Genomic DNA, 13183 nt, shown 5'->3' with positions numbered 1-13183 from the left:
CCTTGGTGGCGGAAGATCAGTGCCAATCAGGTCGGGAAAAATCCGCGCCTTCCCCTTCCGAGGGCGAGAGCGAAACTTCAGAAGATTCGAGGTTGTTTATGAATATGTTCCAAAAAGTGCTTCTGGTTGATCCGGCCACCGGCTTCTACAAGACAATCGACGAGAGCCTGCGGGAATTCTTCTAGCCACTTTGGCTAAAGGTCATTATGAACAGACTCGGAAACTGGAGGGAGGAGAACGGATGCTGATCCTTGCGGGAGACATCGGCGGGACCTCTACGCGGTTTGCCTATTTCGACACCGCCGACGGCACGCTGGTGCCGGTTGTCGAAAAGCGTTTTCCGAGTCGTGAGGCGGGAAGCCTGGAGGAGATCGTCAGCCACTTTGCCGGGGAGCACGGGCTGGCGGCGGAACGGGCCTGTTTCGGCATCGCCGGACCGGTCCGCCAGGGGCGGGTCCGGACCCCCAACCTCCCCTGGAGCGTGGATGCCACCGTGTTGGCCCGAACCCTGGGGCTCCCGGCGGTGGAGCTCATCAACGACCTGGAGGCCAATGCCCACGGCATCGATCTCTTGGCCCCGGAGGACCTTGCGGTTCTCAACCCGGGGATTCCCGACCCCACCGGTACCATCGCCGTGGTTTCGGCCGGGACTGGCCTGGGGGAGGCCCTGGCCTACTGGGACGGCACCGCTCACCGGCCGCTCCCCAGCGAAGGGGGACACGCCGACTTCGCCCCCCGCACCGAACTGGAGGCGGAGTTGCTCCTCTACCTGCGGGCCGAGCATGGCCGAGTGAGCACCGAGCGGCTCGTCTCCGGTCCCGGCCTGCGAAACATCTACCGTTTTCTTCGGGACGCCCACCACCTGCCGGAGAGCGCGGCGGTTGCCGACGAGATGCGTCGGGGCGACCCCTCGGCAGCCATCACCCGGGCTGCCCTGGCCGGCCAGTGTGTGCTCTGCGAACAGGTTCTCGACCTGTTCATCTCCCTTTACGGGGCCGAGGCCGGAAACGTGGCGCTTCGCTATCTCGCCACCGGCGGGGTCTACCTGGGAGGCGGTATCGCACCGAAGATCATCGACCGTCTCAAGGGGCCCGGCTTCATGCTGGCCTTCACCTCCAAGGGGCGGCTCAGCCCCCTCCTGGAGAGCATCCCCGTGCGGGTCATCCTCAACGATCGGACCGCCCTGCTGGGTGCCGCCCGCTGTGCAGCACGATGAATATCCCTGACTGAAGGACCGTTTGAACTCGGGACACTAAGGAGCCGGCCATGTCAGAACTTATTACGAGGGCCACCAGGGCATTCCTCAGGGACTTTCGGCTGAAAGTGTTATTCTGCCTGGCGCTTGGACTGCCGCTGCTCTCCGCAGCTGCAGAGGGTCCGGATCCCGCGGCACCAGCGACGGCTCACGTAGAGAGTACCCAAGAGGTGGATACTGCGCCAGTGGTGGTGGACGGGGTGGTCCTGTTCGGCGTACGCGGTTTTCCCGCATACCCGGCGGGAAAACGCGCCCAGGCCATCGTTGACCGAATCGAGGCAGTGGCGGCGGATCCAACCATGTCCCGGCAGTCGCTGCATATCGAGCAGGAACCGGGTGCCTCCCTCATCATGGCCGACAAGAAACGCATCATGGGCGTCGTCGATGCCGATGCGAATCTGGAGAGAATCGACCGTCATACACTCTCTAAAGGTTATGTCTGGCGGATTGGCGAAGCGGTCGATGCATGGCGCCATGACCGCAATCCGGATGTTCTGAAGCGAAACGCCCTCTTCACCTTCGGTGCGTCCCTGCTGCTCATGCTGGTTCTCTGGACCGGCCACCGGCTCTTTCGCCGCCTGCGCAGCTGGATCGAGTCGCGTTTCAAGCCGAAGGTGCATGACGTTCATATCAAGTCGTTCCAGGTCATTCGGGGCGAGCATATCTGGCGTCTGCTGACCGGTGTCCTCGGCCTGCTGTGGGTTGCCACCGTACTGACAGCGGTCTATCTCTACCTGTATAACGTGCTCACACTCTTCCCCTGGACGCGGGGCCTCGCCAACGACCTGGTCGTCATTCTGGTTGATCCCCTGCATACCATGGGCAAGGGGCTCCTGAAATCGATCCCCAAGCTGGTATTCCTGATCGTCCTCTTCTTTGTCATACGCTACCTGCTGAAGCTCGTCCGCCTTTTCTTCTCAGGCATCGCCGACGGGACCGTCGTCCTTCCGCAATTCGAGGCGGACTGGGCCTGGCCCACCTACCGGCTGGTCAGGCTGTTTCTGGTCGCCTTCGCCCTGATCATCGCCTATCCCTACATTCCCGGCTCCGAATCCGCGGCTTTCAAAGGGGTGTCGCTCTTCATAGGCGTACTTTTCTCCCTGGGCTCCTCCTCCGTCATCGGCAACCTGATCGCCGGCTACACCATGACCTATCGGAAGGCCTTCAGGAAAGGAGACCGGATCAAGATCGGCGAGCACCTTGGCGACGTGGAGCAAATCCGCCTCCTGGTCACCCACCTCCGCACCCCCAAGAACGAAGAAGTGGTTGTGCCCAATTCCACGGTCCTCAGCAGCGAGGTTATCAACTACAGCACCATGGCCCAACGAGAGGGGCTGATTCTCCATACCACCGTCGGGATCGGCTACGAAACGCCATGGCGGCAGGTGGAGGCGATGCTGCTGGAGGCCGCGGCGCGCACCCCCGGCCTGCTTCAGGAGCCCCGTCCCTTCGTGCTGCACAAGGCGCTCGGCGACTTCTGCGTCACCTATGAGATCAACGCCTACTGCGCCGACCCAAAGGCCATGAACCGCCTCTACACGGAGCTGCACCGCAACATCCTCGATATCTTCAACGAGTACGGGGTACAGATCATGACCCCGGCCTACGAGGGGGACCCGGAGCAGCCAAAGGTGGTGGCGAAGGACCAGTGGTACACCGCTCCGGCCAGACCGCCGGAGGGATAGTGGGTTCTGCACAAAGCACCAGGGTAATAACTGATTGAACAGTTCGACACCTCGCTGCAGCAGCATGGACTCTTGCTCGAAACAATTATGAAAGGAGCCTGTATGAGATTGAAACCATTATTGATTAGCATTGCCGGCATCTTTGTTGCCATCCTCCTGGCCCTGCCCCTCCAAGCCCCGGGGCAGAGCGGCGACACTGCCTCCCAGAAGAAGCTGCCAAAGGAAGAGTTGGCGCAACTCCTGGCCCCCATTGCCCTCTACCCCGATGAATTGGTTTCGCAGATCCTTATGGCCTCGACCTATCCCCTCGAAATCGTCCAGGCCGACCGCTGGGCGAAGAGTCACAAGCAGAGTGCGGGGGACGTTCTGGCCAAGGAGCTCGAAAAGGAGAACTGGGACCCAAGCGTCAAGTCGCTGGTGAATTTTCCGACGGTGCTTTCGTCCATGAGCGAAAAACTCGACTTAACCACGAAAATCGGCGATGCATTCCTGGCCCAGCAGAAGGACGTGATGGATACGATCCAGGAATTGCGGAAGAAGGCCTATGACGCGGGGAACCTGAAGACGACCAAGGAGCAGAAGGTGGTGGTGGAGAAGGAGGTCATCATCATCCAGCCCGCCGATCCCCAGGTCGTCTACGTCCCTACCTACAGCCCGACGGTGGTGTACGGCACCTGGATGTATCCCGCCTACCCTCCCTATTACTATTACCCGCCGCCACCCCCCGCCTACCCTGCATACCACTTTGCCGCCGGCGTCGCAGTGGGAGTAGCCTGGGGCTATGCCTGGGGCAACTGCGACTGGCATGGCGGCGACGTTGAAATCAACCACAACCAGAACGTCAACATCAACAAGAACATCGACCGGAGCAAATACCAGAACCGGGTAAGCAACACCGGCAAAGGAACATGGAAACATGACCCGAGCCACCGCAAGAACGTTGCCTACCGGGACAATGCGACGGCGAAGAAGTTTGGCCAGTCACCGACCCGCGCCACCGAGACGCGGCGTGACGCACGGGGCTTCGGTGAAGGAGGCGGGAAAGGCATGGGGACACGCCCCTCTGCCGGAACCATGGACCGGAGTGCTGCGCAAGGTCGCACTTACGGAGAGTCCGGAGCACGAGATCGGGATGGCGCCGCCAGGACCGGTCGGGACAGCGCCTTCAGCGGCGGATCCAATAGCGGCAGACAAGAGCGGATGGCAAGTGACAGGGGCTTCTCGAGCCGTCAAAGTGCCGGAGGCGGCAGGAGCTTCAGCGGCGGCGGTGGCGGCATGTCCCGGCCCAGCGGAGGATTTGGCGGCGGCGGTCGTGGTGGCGGCGGTCGTGGCGGCGGAGGTCGCAGGTAGATGTCCGAGCCTCTTTCAGTCACCGACAGATATTCGGAGGATACAAGCATGATGCTCTTGACATCCCGTAAATCAGGAAATCTACTCCTGCCCCTGCTGGCGATACTCATCATTCTGGCAACTGGCGCGCCTGTACTGGCAGCATCGGCCAAAACATCCCAAAAATCCTTCGCCTCCCCGGAGGAAGCGTTGAATAGCCTCGTTGTCGCATTGAAAAATCACGACAAAAAGAACCTGCTCGCCATTCTCGGCCCCGGTGCCCGGGAGATCGTATCGTCGGGGGACCCCGTTGCCGACAAGGCAGGCCGTGAGCAGCTCGTCAAACTCCACGAAGAAAAAGTAGTGATCGAAGGCGCTGATTCAGGAAAGGCGGTTTTCTCCCTCGGCAACGAAGACTACCCCTTCCCCATCCCGGTGGTGAAGAAGGGAAATGCGTGGCGCTTTGATGCCAAGGCCGGCAAGGAGGAGTTACTGAATCGGCGGATCGGACGGAATGAACTGAAGGTTATCGAAGTGCTGCACGCCTATGCGGATGCCCAGCGCGAGTATGCCGCGAAAGACCGGACCGGCGAAGGCGTTGGGGAGTTTGCCCAGAAGATCAGGAGCACTCCGGGCAAAAGGGATGGTCTCTACTGGGCAACAAAGGAAGGCGAGGAGGAGAGCCCCTTAGGGCCCTTAGCGGCACAGGCCGCCGACGAAGGGTATTCAAAGGAGAATACGGCGCTTTATGGGTACCGCTACAAGGTCCTGAAAGCTCAAGGGCCCCATGCCGAAGGGGGTGCCTTCGACTACGTGGTCAACGGCAGGATGGTTCTCGGCTTCGGCCTTGTGGCCTATCCGGCCCAGTATGGAGCATCGGGCATCATGACCTTCATCGTGAACCAGAACGGCATCGTCTATCAGAAGAACCTGGGCAGGAACACCGCCAAGGTCGCGACGAAGATGCCACATTACGATCCCGACGAAACCTGGAAGAAAGTCGAATAGGCCAGGATGATCTGTCACCACCAGTGGAAAACGTTGACGCATTCTCCCTGAAATCACGGAAGAAAAGGAGAGCACCATGAAGAAATTGCTTGCAGTAACGGTTGCAGCGTTGGTTGCCCTGTCATCAGGAGGGGCTGCCCTGGCCGAGAAGAATGCTCCGGCCAAGAAGCCCTATGTGAAAAAGGAGAGAACGGTCACCGCCACAGCCACCGTCCAGGCCATCGACCTGGAGAAGCGCGTCGTTACTCTGAAGGGGCCGGAAGGGAACGTGTTCGATGTCACGGTTGGAAAGGAGGCACGGAACCTGCCGCAGGTCAAGGTAGGCGATGAGGTAACGGTCAAGTACTACGAAGCGCTGTCTGCCACGGTGTACAAAAAGGGAGAAGCCCCTCAGGTTGAGGGGGCAACCGAGGGATTGGCCAGAACAAAGCCGGGCGAGAAACCGGGTGGGATTGCCGGGCGCCAGATGACCGTGACCGCTACGGTGGAAGCCATCGACATGAAGAAGCCGACCGTCACCCTGAAGGGGTCGGAAGGGAAATTACTCACCGTAAAGATCAAGGACCGGAAAAACCTTGAAAACGTCAAGGTGGGCGACGAAGTGGTGCTCACCTACACTGAAGCCCTGGCAATCTCCGTGGAAAAGGCGAAAAAGCAGGAATAAAGGGTTCTTCATGGCCGTCGGGGTCCTGCTGCCGTGAATAAACGGCCGGCAGGACCCCGACGGTTCCCCCTTGCCGGCAAAAGCATGAAAACAGTGGACGCTATCGTTACCCTGAAGTATTCTGTGCCGCAGTGTATACACAACAATCCAAAGGGGAATGTCATGCTGAAGGAGGACGTGGGGGCTGCAGTTTACAAGACATGGAATAGCGCACAGCGGCGGGAGGAAATCGCCAAGTTGGTTCAGGGGTATCGGTCAGGCCTGCCGGCTTCCATGTTGTGCAAAATTTCGGAAAGCATTGCTGGCAACCGGAAACGGGCTCGGAAATACCTCCAGGAAATGATGACGCCTGATGAGCGCCAGGTCGCGGTGGACAGCGAATCCGGCGATATGATGGCTTTTGTTCGTGGCTATCTGTTGTAGTTCAGGCAGGATCTGCCGATACAATCAGCTCCTTCGCCCAACGCAGCACGAGGATGCCATCGTCCTGCAACTCCACCCGTGTGCCGAGGCGTTTTCCTTCCCGGTTCAGGGTATCCCTGAGCCATGCTGCATCCCGCCGAGATGCCCGGTTGAGCCTGAACTTCCTCATCTGCATCGGCACCATTTCAAGACCGGCGAGCTTTCCCGTCTCAGTGTCGACCCGGACAAAATACATAAGTCCCAGGTCGCCACGAAATTCCTCGTACCCCCCTATTCCCTCATAGTCGGTGATGAGATCGCCGCAACCATAGAGAATCAACTTTCCCTGATACACTTCGATCCCCTTCGCGTGGTGGGACGAATGCCCATGGATCAGGTCGACGCCGCCTCTGTCCAGTAGAAGATGGGCAAACCGCTGCTGTCTGCTGGAAATATCGTATCCCCAGTTGCCTCCCCAGTGGATCGAGGCCACCACCACATCCCCCGGCCGCTTCATGGCGCGCACCTTTGCCCCTATGCGGCTGGCGGCTGCCTCTGACAGGTCAGGCAGGAGATTCACACCGGGGCGGTCGGACAATGGCGCCCACTTCTCGGGGATGCCGCTCGACTCAGCACCGAAGGAAAAGACGATGACCCTCCCCTTCCCTCTCACCTCCACCACTGCCGGGGCCTCGGCCTCGGTACGGGTGCGCCCCGCACCGGCTGTCCGTATCCGCGCCTTGCGGAGGGTTTCGAGGGTTTCTGCAAGCCCTCCGTAGCCCCAGTCGATGACATGGTTGTTGGCCAGGGAACAGACATCGATCCCCGCAGTACTGAGAAGAGAAACATTGCCCGGATGCATCCGATAGTGGATACCCTTGCCAAGCCATGGCTCCCCGCCTGCCGTTATGCTCGTCTCCAGGTTGACGATCCTGGCATCCGGCTTGCGGCGGCGGAGTTCCGCCAGAGCGTCGCCCCATACGTAGGTAAAGTCGGCCTTGCGGGGAATCGCCCCATTGAACTGCTCCGCCAGCTCCACGTAGCGCCGTGCGTCCCGCACGTAAGGCTCGAAGAGCTGCGGAGGAGCAGAGTAAGGAAGGATCTGGTCTATTCCCCGGCCTGACATGATATCGCCACAGAGAAACAGGGTGACGATGGCGTGGGAGAGGATTTTGTTCATGGCTAGAGCAGCTGCACCTCGCTCGACCGGACGATCAGCACCTCCTGGCGGAACCGCTCCGCCAGTTCCTGCCGATACCCTCGCCACCACATACGGTCCAGGAGCTCCGTCATCACCTCGTAAATGACGATGTCATCCTGGACCGTTGTGGTCGGCGATCCCTTCCACAGCCCCCTTGCCGGAGAGCGCACAAAGGTGGTGATGCCGCCGAATCGCTCCGCCAGTTCATCCCGGACCCGCAGAAATTCCTCTTGGGGAAAGGGGGTGCCACCATTGTCGTAGAGCGGCAACAGGATCTGGATGAGATGCATGCCGGTCCCGTCTAGTCGATCTGCTCACCGAGATAGTTCTGTGGACCCATCTGCCGGATCTGGTCGAGTTGAGCCTCCAGATCGTCGATATGTTCCTCTTCATCCTTCAGGATCGCTTCCAGCAATTCTCTGCTTCCGTTGTCTCCCACCTCCACCGCCAGCCGGATGCTCTCGTTGTACCCCTTGATGGCCGACTCCTCTGCAAGCCGGTCGTTTTCGTGCATTTTGGGAACTTCGTCGCCGATGTGCATCTTGTTCAGGTTGTTGACGATCGGTCTTCCTTCAAGGAACAGGATCCGGGCGATTAGCTTTTCCGCGTGCTTCATCTCGTCGATTGCACGCTTGCGGATCATGGCGTGAAGCCGCTCGTACCCCCAGTTCTCACACATCTCGGCATGCACGAAGTACTGATTCACGGCGGTCAACTCTTCAGCCAGGCGTGCGTTCAGGTGCTCGATGACCTTCTCGTTTCCTTTCATGTCTCGTCTCCCTTTCGATTCCGTAGTGTGTTGTACCCTCAACATTGGGTAACTACTGTCAAGTGAATCAGACTCGGCTCAAAGGTCAAGTCATGTTCTCCACTTACCCTGATTGCATACTCCTCGCTTCGGGGGGAGAGTACGTCTGTTCCTTGTAATTGCCTGATGGAGCCCTATACTTGATCTTGCCGGATCGTCTGAAGAAGGAACACGCAATGATAGAGGAAAAATCATGATACCTGAGACGGTACAGAAATTCGTGGAGGAGAGAGGTATTGCTTTTGTCGCATCGGCGACGTTGCAGGGCGTTCCCCATGTGGCTGCCGGGGAGAACGTGCGGGTCGAAGAACCCGATCGCATCGTCTTCGAATCATGGTGTTGTCCTGAGACTCTCCGTAATGTGAAAGGAAACCCCAGAGTCTCCGTAGCGGTAACCACGCCCGATGGCCGTAACGGCTACCAGTTTCTCGGCGTGGTGGAAAAGATCACCGATACGGCGATCCTTGACGGATTCGTGCCGGGGCTGGAGGAACCCGGGATGCCTCAGGTTGCTTCCCGTCTCGAAGTCCGGGTCGAGGAAATCCTGAAGTTCTCGGTGGGTGTGCATACCGATAAGCCGATCTAAGGTGATACACCCTCCCGTTGACAACCGGCAGGTCCGGACCGATCCGATCCGCCATCTTCCCCTCCTTCTTCCTGAGCCATGTGCTTACTCTATCCGGAAACGGGATAAAGGCAAGTCCACATAAATGGTTCAGTAATGCTTCCGTAAAAATCAAGACCCCCGCCCGGGCTAGCCCGAACAGGGGTCTCATTTCACGTTTTCAGTATCTCTGCCTCAAGCTTTTCAGCATGAGGCGCAGAGACTACTTGTACTCCGGCATCTCATCAAACTGCAGATACTTGTAGATGGCATCCTTCTTCGGCTCGACCTTCTCCTTGTAAGCCGCCATGAACTCGGCAACCGTCGGCAGTTTACCCATGGTGGCGGCAACCGCCCCCAGTTCGGCGGAACCGAGGTATACTTTGGCGCCGTCGCCGATCCGGTCGTCGAAGTTACGGGTGGAGGTGGAGAACATGTTCACCCCATCGGGCACGCGGGCCTGGTTACCCATGCAGAGGGAGCAACCGGCGATTTCGATGCGGGCACCGAAGGCGCTGTAGACCGAGAAGTAGGCCTCATCCTTCAGCTGCTGCTGATCCATGCGGGTCGGCGGGCAGATCCAGGTGCGGACGCTCGGGTTGAACTTGAGGCCGCGCCAGATTTCGGCGGCAGCACGGAAGTGGCCGATGTTGGTCATGCAGGAGCCGAGGAAGACGTCCTGGATCGGGGTGCCGGCCACTTCGGAAAGAAGTTTCACGTCGTCCGGGTCGTTCGGGCAGGCCAGAATCGGCTCGGTGATTTCGGCCAGGTCGATCTCGATCACGTCGGCATAAGCACCGGTTGCCTCGGCGTTCTTGTCTGCCTCCAGCAGTTCGGGCTTGGCCAGCCAGGCATTGACGGCGTCGATGCGGTTCTGCAGGGTTTGGGCATCCTGGTATCCGTCAGCAATCATCTTCTTCATGAGGGCTACGTTAGAGCGCAGATAGGTGGCAACCGATTCCTTGGAGAGCTGGATGCAGCCCGCAGCGGCAGAACGCTCGGCAGCGGCGTCGGTCAGCTCGAAGGCCTGCTCGACGGTCAGGTCGGGGAGTCCTTCCATTTCCAGAATGCGACCGTTGAAGATGTTGATCTTGTTCTTCTTGGGGACGGTGAGCTTGCCCTGCTTGATGGCCCAGTAGGGAATGGCGTTAACCGCGTCCCGCAGGGTGATGCCGGGGTTCAGCTTGCCCTTGAAGCGGACAAGCACTGACTCGGGCATGTCAAGTGGCATGAAGCCCATGGCGCCGGCGAAGGCAACGAGGCCGGAACCGGCCGGGAAGCTGATGCCGATGGGGAAGCGGGTGTGGGAGTCGCCGCCGGTGCCGACGGTGTCGGGGAGGAGCAGGCGGTTCAGCCAGGAGTGGATAACGCCGTCGCCCGGCTTGAGGGGTACGCCGCACCGCTCGATGATGAAGCCGGGAAGGTTCTTGTGCATCTTCACGTCCGCCGGCTTCGGGTAGGCGGCGGTGTGGCAGAAGGACTGCATGAACATGGGGGAGAGGAACTTAAGGCAGGCCAGTTCCTTTAGCTCGTCGGCGGTCATGGGGCCGGTGGTGTCCTGGCTGCCAACAGTGGTCATCTTCGGCTCGCATGCGGTACCGGGGAGAACGCCCGCCACGCCGCAGGCCTTGCCGACCATCTTCTGGGCCAGTGAGTAGCCCTGGTTAGCTTTGGGCTGCGGGTTCACCGGCAGGGTGAAGACGTCGGTAGCGCCCAGGCCCAGAGCCTTGCGGGCCCTCTCGGTCACGGCGCGGCCGATGATGAGCGGAATGCGGCCGCCGGCGCGGAACTCGTCAGCCAGGGTATTGGGGCTGATCTTGAAGGTGGAGATGACCTCACCCTTCTCGTTGGTTATCTCACCCTTGGCGGTGTTGATGGTGATCACGTCACCATCATTCATTTTAGTGACATCCGCCTTGAGGGGGAGCGCACCTGAATCCTGGGCGGTGTTGAAGAAGATCGGAGCGATGACGCCGCCGATGATGACGCCGGCGGTCTTCTTGTTGGGAACGCAGGGGATGTCCTGGCCCATGTGCCAGAGCACGCTGTTACAGGCAGACTTGCGAGAAGAACCGGTACCGACAACGTCGCCCACGAAGGCCACCTGGTTGCCGGCGGCGCGCCACTCGGCGATCTGGGCCAGGCGGTTCGGGAAGCGGGTCTTGCCCATGGCCAGGGCGTGAAGCGGGATATCGGGGCGGCTCCAGGCGTCGCCGGCCGGCGAGAAGTCGTCGGTGTTGATTTCGCCTTCGACCTTGAATACCTTGACCTTGATGGTCTCGGGCACGCCGGGGCGGTTGGTGAACCACTCGGCATTTGCCCAGGACTCCAGCACCTTCTTGGCGGCCGCGTTGCTTTTGGAAAGTTCAACCACCTGATCGAATCCGTCATACACCAGGGTCATGCCGGAGAGGGCGCAGGCAGCCTCATTGGCCAGTTCGGCATCCTTCAGGGCATCCACCAGCGGACCAACGTTATAGCCACCGAGCATGGTGCCGAGGATGCGGACCGCATCAACCTTTGAAACCAGCGGCGACTTCTTGGATCCCTTGACGATCTCGGCCAGGAAGGCAGCCTTGACCTTTGCGGCGGGGTCGACACCGGGGGAGACACGCTCTTTCAACAGGTTCAGAAGGAACTCCTCCTTGCCGGCAGGAGGGTTTCCAAGCAGATTGCACAGTTCGGCGGTCTGCTCCGGGTTGAGCGGCAGCGCCGGGATCCCCTGCGCCTTTCGTTCGGCTTCGTGGGCGAGATAGGCTTCGATCATTTTCCATTCCTCCTGTGATTTTACTTCTTGAATCAATCGTTATTTCGAGATGTTGGCACGATGACGCGGTGTGGGGGAAATGGATACTGTATACAATCTTTGTGGTGGGTTGTCAATTGCTTTAAGTGGAGTTTATGGGTGGGACGTGGGGTTGTAAACGGCGAGGGGGCAAGGAAGCGTGTCCGCAATCCTGCCCCCAAATCATCACCTTATCTGTTCCGCTATGACAGCGGGATCAAGGACCACATCACCCTGGGTACCGGTGTCCATGGCCTTGAGCACGGCTTTTCCATTCACCAATTCATCGCCGCCGATAATGAGCGTGAAGCGGGCGTTGAATTTGTCGGAACGACGCATCTGGCTCTTAAGACTCTTCCCTTCGTAGTCCATTTCCACCGACACGCCGAGACGCTGGAGGCCGCACATGAGCCGGAATGCTTCGTCCTGTGACTCGCCTCCTAGGGCAGCGATAAAGAGGTCGGGACGCCGTGCGAACTCCTGTCCGCCCAACAGAAGAGCTACCCGCTCGACCCCCATTGCGAAGCCGATGCCGGAAATGGCAGGACCGCCCAGATCGGCGATGAGTCCATCGTAGCGGCCGCCGGCAGCCACGGCGCTCTGGGCACCGAGAAGGCCCGTGACCAGCTCGAAGGTGGTGCGGGTGTAATAATCTAGGCCGCGCACCATCCGGTTGTTGATGGCGTAAATAGTGCCGGCACGTTCCAGGTGGCGGCGGGTGGCGGCAAAGTGGTCGTCGCAGCCGGCGCAGAGGTGGTCGAGCATGGCCGGAGCGCCGGCGGTTGCCTCCTTGCAGTGGGCCGATTTACAGTCAAGGGCCCGGAGCGGGTTTGTCTCGTACCGCCGCTTGCAGTCGTCGCAGAGCTGGTCGAGTCGTTCGCGGAGGAAGGTCTTCAGTGTCTCCCGATAGACGGGCCGGCACTCGGGGCAGCCGAGGGAATTTATCTGCAGTGTCGGTTCCGAAAGGCCCAGCTCTGCGAAGAAATGGCAGAGCATGGTCAGAACCTGAGCGTCCACCTTGGGGTCGGTAACACCGGTTACCTCGGCGCCTATCTGGTGGAACTGGCGGTAGCGCCCCTTCTGTGGGCGCTCGTAGCGAAACATGGGACCCATGTAATAGAGCTTGGCCACCGGATCCTGGGCATAGAGCTTGTGCTCGATGTAAGCCCGCATGACACTCGCGGTCCCCTCGGGGCGCATGGTGACTGCATTCTCCCCCTTGTCGACAAAGGAATACATCTCCTTTTCTACAATGTCGGTGGTGTCACCGATGGAGCGACGGAAAAGGTCGGTTTTTTCGAGAATGGGAATACGAATCTCTGCGAAACCGTAGAGTCCAAAAACCCGACGGGCAGTCGCCTCGATGTGCTGCCACCGCTCCACTTCCCCGGGAAGAATATCATTGAAACCCTTAATACCAGTGATCATGTACTTACCTACTC

The 13183-nt window shown here is 59.7% G+C and carries 13 protein-coding genes; 8 read left to right on the top strand and 5 right to left on the bottom strand.

The window, feature by feature from the left end:
- Positions 1-2 precede the first annotated feature (2 nt).
- From RCH91_RS11880 to RCH91_RS11850, 7 genes are all read left to right on the top strand, one after another.
- The gene (locus tag RCH91_RS11880; protein ID WP_306535166.1) at positions 3-185 is read left to right on the top strand and encodes a hypothetical protein; all 183 of its coding nucleotides are present in this window, start codon (positions 3-5) and stop codon (positions 183-185) included.
- 56 nt (positions 186-241) lie between these two features.
- Entirely contained in the window at positions 242-1216 is a 975-nt protein-coding gene (gene glk / locus RCH91_RS11875; RefSeq protein WP_306535164.1) for a glucokinase, read from the top strand.
- Between the two features lie 50 nt (positions 1217-1266).
- Positions 1267-2940 carry a mechanosensitive ion channel family protein gene (locus tag RCH91_RS11870; RefSeq protein ID WP_306535163.1) on the top strand — a complete coding sequence of 558 codons (1674 nt, stop codon included), beginning with the start codon at positions 1267-1269 and terminating at the stop codon, positions 2938-2940.
- A 102-nt stretch (positions 2941-3042) separates the two neighbouring features.
- A complete protein-coding gene (locus RCH91_RS11865; RefSeq protein ID WP_306535162.1) occupies positions 3043-4290 on the top strand; it encodes a DUF3300 domain-containing protein in 1248 nt (415 codons plus the stop codon).
- Between the two features lie 48 nt (positions 4291-4338).
- On the top strand, positions 4339-5277 hold the full coding sequence (locus RCH91_RS11860; RefSeq protein ID WP_306535161.1) for a DUF2950 domain-containing protein: 939 nt from the start codon (positions 4339-4341) through the stop codon (positions 5275-5277).
- A 76-nt stretch (positions 5278-5353) separates the two neighbouring features.
- Positions 5354-5941: a hypothetical protein gene (locus tag RCH91_RS11855; protein ID WP_306535160.1), complete on the top strand. Its 588-nt coding sequence runs from the start codon at positions 5354-5356 to the stop codon at positions 5939-5941.
- A gap of 162 nt (positions 5942-6103) precedes the next feature.
- On the top strand, positions 6104-6364 hold the full coding sequence (locus RCH91_RS11850; protein WP_306535159.1) for a hypothetical protein: 261 nt from the start codon (positions 6104-6106) through the stop codon (positions 6362-6364).
- A gap of 1 nt (position 6365) precedes the next feature.
- Here the strand turns inward: RCH91_RS11850 and RCH91_RS11845 are convergent, their stop codons facing one another.
- Genes RCH91_RS11845 through bfr form a run of 3 tightly spaced genes read right to left on the bottom strand, consistent with a single transcriptional unit; the run spans position 6366 to position 8313 of the window.
- Positions 6366-7523: a CapA family protein gene (locus RCH91_RS11845; protein WP_306535158.1), complete on the bottom strand. Its 1158-nt coding sequence runs from the start codon at positions 7521-7523 to the stop codon at positions 6366-6368.
- A gap of 2 nt (positions 7524-7525) precedes the next feature.
- A complete protein-coding gene (locus RCH91_RS11840; protein WP_306535157.1) occupies positions 7526-7834 on the bottom strand; it encodes a hypothetical protein in 309 nt (102 codons plus the stop codon).
- Positions 7835-7845: 11 nt separating this feature from the next.
- Positions 7846-8313: a bacterioferritin gene (gene bfr, locus RCH91_RS11835; RefSeq protein WP_306535156.1), complete on the bottom strand. Its 468-nt coding sequence runs from the start codon at positions 8311-8313 to the stop codon at positions 7846-7848.
- 232 nt (positions 8314-8545) lie between these two features.
- Between bfr and RCH91_RS11830 the strand changes: the two genes are divergently transcribed.
- Positions 8546-8938, top strand: a complete 393-nt coding sequence (locus RCH91_RS11830; RefSeq protein WP_306535155.1) for a pyridoxamine 5'-phosphate oxidase family protein — start codon at positions 8546-8548, stop codon at positions 8936-8938.
- A 241-nt stretch (positions 8939-9179) separates the two neighbouring features.
- Here the strand turns inward: RCH91_RS11830 and acnB are convergent, their stop codons facing one another.
- Together acnB and hisS are read right to left on the bottom strand one after the other, a co-directional pair.
- On the bottom strand, positions 9180-11723 hold the full coding sequence (acnB, locus tag RCH91_RS11825) for a bifunctional aconitate hydratase 2/2-methylisocitrate dehydratase (RefSeq protein ID WP_306535154.1): 2544 nt from the start codon (positions 11721-11723) through the stop codon (positions 9180-9182).
- 204 nt (positions 11724-11927) lie between these two features.
- Positions 11928-13169: a histidine--tRNA ligase gene (gene hisS / locus RCH91_RS11820; protein WP_306535153.1), complete on the bottom strand. Its 1242-nt coding sequence runs from the start codon at positions 13167-13169 to the stop codon at positions 11928-11930.
- Positions 13170-13183 lie beyond the last annotated feature (14 nt).

It is taken from the genome of Geobacter sp. (assembly GCF_030834625.1).
Classification (GTDB): domain Bacteria; phylum Desulfobacterota; class Desulfuromonadia; order Geobacterales; family Geobacteraceae; genus Geobacter.
Note: the sequence above shows the minus strand (reverse complement) of the source record. Positions and strands in the feature narration are given on the sequence as shown.

Excerpts from the sequence above, each read along its gene's own strand:
- RCH91_RS11840 (WP_306535157.1), bottom strand. The coding sequence starts at position 7,834 with ATGCATCTCATCCAGATCCTGTTGCCGCTCTACGACAATGGTGGCACC.
- acnB (WP_306535154.1), bottom strand. The coding sequence starts at position 11,723 with ATGATCGAAGCCTATCTCGCCCACGAAGCCGAACGAAAGGCGCAGGGG.
- RCH91_RS11860 (WP_306535161.1), top strand. The coding sequence starts at position 4,339 with ATGATGCTCTTGACATCCCGTAAATCAGGAAATCTACTCCTGCCCCTG.
- RCH91_RS11855 (WP_306535160.1), top strand. The coding sequence starts at position 5,354 with ATGAAGAAATTGCTTGCAGTAACGGTTGCAGCGTTGGTTGCCCTGTCA.
- RCH91_RS11830 (WP_306535155.1), top strand. The coding sequence starts at position 8,546 with ATGATACCTGAGACGGTACAGAAATTCGTGGAGGAGAGAGGTATTGCT.
- RCH91_RS11870 (WP_306535163.1), top strand. The coding sequence starts at position 1,267 with ATGTCAGAACTTATTACGAGGGCCACCAGGGCATTCCTCAGGGACTTT.
- glk (WP_306535164.1), top strand. The coding sequence starts at position 242 with ATGCTGATCCTTGCGGGAGACATCGGCGGGACCTCTACGCGGTTTGCC.
- RCH91_RS11850 (WP_306535159.1), top strand. The coding sequence starts at position 6,104 with ATGCTGAAGGAGGACGTGGGGGCTGCAGTTTACAAGACATGGAATAGC.
- bfr (WP_306535156.1), bottom strand. The coding sequence starts at position 8,313 with ATGAAAGGAAACGAGAAGGTCATCGAGCACCTGAACGCACGCCTGGCT.
- RCH91_RS11865 (WP_306535162.1), top strand. The coding sequence starts at position 3,043 with ATGAGATTGAAACCATTATTGATTAGCATTGCCGGCATCTTTGTTGCC.
- hisS (WP_306535153.1), bottom strand. The coding sequence starts at position 13,169 with ATGATCACTGGTATTAAGGGTTTCAATGATATTCTTCCCGGGGAAGTG.
- RCH91_RS11845 (WP_306535158.1), bottom strand. The coding sequence starts at position 7,523 with ATGAACAAAATCCTCTCCCACGCCATCGTCACCCTGTTTCTCTGTGGC.